Below are 2,568 nucleotides of genomic sequence, written 5' to 3'. Positions count from 1 at the left end.
TCCAGAATATCCCGACCCCGTCGGCGCTGGCCGACATGGTCGCCAGCTACATGGACCTGAAGCCGGACGAGAAGCAGGAGGTGCTGGAGACCTTCGACCTGACCCGCCGCCTGGAGAAGGTCGGCAACCTGCTGGGCCACCGGCTGGAGGTGCTGCGCCTGTCGCGCCGGATCAGCGAGCAGACCAAGGAGAGCATGGACGAACGCCAGCGCGAATACGTGCTGCGCGAACAGCTCCGCACGATCCAGAAGGAGTTGGGCGAAACCGACGCCAAGCAGGTCGAGATCCAGGAGCTGACGGAAGCCATCGCCAAGGCCAAGATGCCGCCGGAGGTCGAGACTCAGGCGCTGAAGGAGCTTCGCCGGCTGGAGCGGATGCCGGAGGGCGCCGGCGAATATTCCATGATCCGGACCTACCTGGACTGGCTGATCGAGCTGCCGTGGTCGGCCTTCAGCGAGACCAGCATCGACATCGCGGCGGCCCGGCGCATCCTGGACGAGGACCATTACGGCCTTGAGAAGATCAAGCGCCGCATCCTGGAATTCCTGGCGGTCCGCAAGCTGAACCCGGAAGGGCGCAGCCCGATCCTGTGCTTCGTCGGCCCGCCCGGCGTCGGCAAGACCTCGCTCGGCCAGAGCATCGCGCGGGCGACCGAGCGGAAGTTCGTCCGCGTCAGCCTGGGCGGCCTGCATGACGAGGCGGAGATCCGGGGCCACCGCCGGACCTATGTCGGCGCCCTGCCCGGCACCGTGATCCAGTCGCTGCGTAAGGCCGGCACCGGCAATCCGGTCATGATGCTGGACGAGATGGACAAGCTGGGCCAGGGCTTCCACGGCGATCCCTCGGCGGCGCTGCTGGAAGTGCTCGACCCGGAGCAGAACGGCACCTTCCGGGACAACTACCTGGGCGTGCCGTTCGACCTCAGCAAGGTCATGTTCATCGCGACCGCCAATGTGCTGGAGAACATCCCCGGCCCCTTGCGCGACCGCATGGAAGTGATCGACCTGCCCGGCTACACCGAGGAGGAAAAGGTCGAGATCGCCAAGCGCTATCTGGTCCGCCGCCAGTTGACGGCCAACGGGCTGAAGCCCGAGCAGGCCGCCATCACCGACGACGCGATCCGGGAGATCATCCGCTACTATACGCGGGAAGCCGGCAACCGGAACCTGGAGCGCCTGATCGGCGGCGTCTTCCGCAACGTCGCGATGCGGATCGCCGAAGGCACGATCGACCATCTGGCGATCGGCCCCGGCGAGGTGACGGAGATCCTGGGAGGCCGCCGGTTCGAGAGCGAGACGGCGATGCGGACCAGCGTCCCCGGTGTCGCGACCGGGCTGGCCTGGACCCCGGTCGGCGGCGACATCCTGTTCATCGAGGCGACGCGCACGCCGGGCAACGGCCGGCTGATCCTGACGGGTCAGTTGGGCGACGTCATGAAGGAGAGCGCGCAGGCGGCGCTCAGCCTGGTCAAGTCGCGGCCGGAAGTGCTGGGAACCGACCCGGTGGAGTTCGACAAGTTCGACATCCACGTCCACGTCCCCGCCGGAGCGATCCCGAAGGACGGCCCGAGCGCCGGCGTCGCCATGTTCATGGCGCTGGTGTCGCTGCTGACCGGACGGACGATCCGCAGCGATCTGGCGATGACGGGCGAGATCAGCCTGCGCGGGCTGGTGCTGCCGGTCGGCGGCATCAAGGAAAAGGTGCTGGCGGCCCAGCGCGCCGGCATCACCACCGTCATGCTCCCCGCCCGCAACCGCCGCGACTACGAGGACATCCCGGAAGCGGCCCGCGAAGCGCTGAACTTCGTCTGGCTGGAACGGGTGGACGACGCGATAGCGGCCGCCCTGAGCTGAACCGGAAGGTCCAACAGGCCAAGGCGCCCATGCCGTAGGTCGGCTACGGCGAAGCGGCAGCCGACAAGCAGGCGCGTTGCTGTCGGCTGCCGCTTCGCTTTAAACCCAATACCGTTCAATGGCTTTTTATTCATCCCATGTTCCGGGGTGATGCTCCTCGTAGACGCGGCCTCCGGCCGCGTTCAGTGCGCGGATGCGCGCTCTCTGCCGCGCCGCGCATTTCCGCCCACCTTAAAGCCATCGAAGCGCGAAGCGAACGCGGCGGGAAGCCGCGTCTACAGCCGCTGTCGGCCAGTCAGTAGGTTGGGCCCATGGCCCAGCACGCTTCGCGTGGCATCGGATCTTGACAAGCCGGACCAGCCGCCAGGATCAAGTCCTGGCAGGACGATTGGAGCGGTACGTCATGGCGAAGCGGTGGAAAGCCCGACACCTCTGCCGGATCTTGCCCAATCCCCAACCCCGTAAGCGTCATGTTTCAACGCCGCAATGAATGCGATGACACGCGTATGTTTGTCTTGCGTAAAGTAAATAACGTCATTTTACCATTTATTTACCGGCTTGTCCCCTAAAATACAATCGCCAACAGCCTGTTTATTTCAAATCTTTAACAATGGGATTTGTCGTCATGCGTTTTCTCGACAATCTGAGTGCTTGTCTATTGGCGTCCACCGCCGTTCTCGCTGTCCCGGTGCTCTCCGCCCCGGCGGCGGCCGAT

At 65.2% G+C, this 2,568-nt stretch carries 1 protein-coding gene; it reads left to right on the top strand.

All coding sequences use genetic code 11. From position 1 onward, the window contains the following. Window positions 1-1,853, top strand: a 1,853-nt coding sequence (lon, locus tag AC5JJ6_RS42080) for an endopeptidase La (protein ID WP_496047773.1), incomplete at its 5' end; no start/stop codon positions are given. Window positions 1,854-2,568 lie beyond the last annotated feature (715 nt).

The organism is Skermanella sp. (genome assembly GCF_059503625.1).
This window is presented reverse-complemented; position numbering and strand designations above follow the sequence as displayed.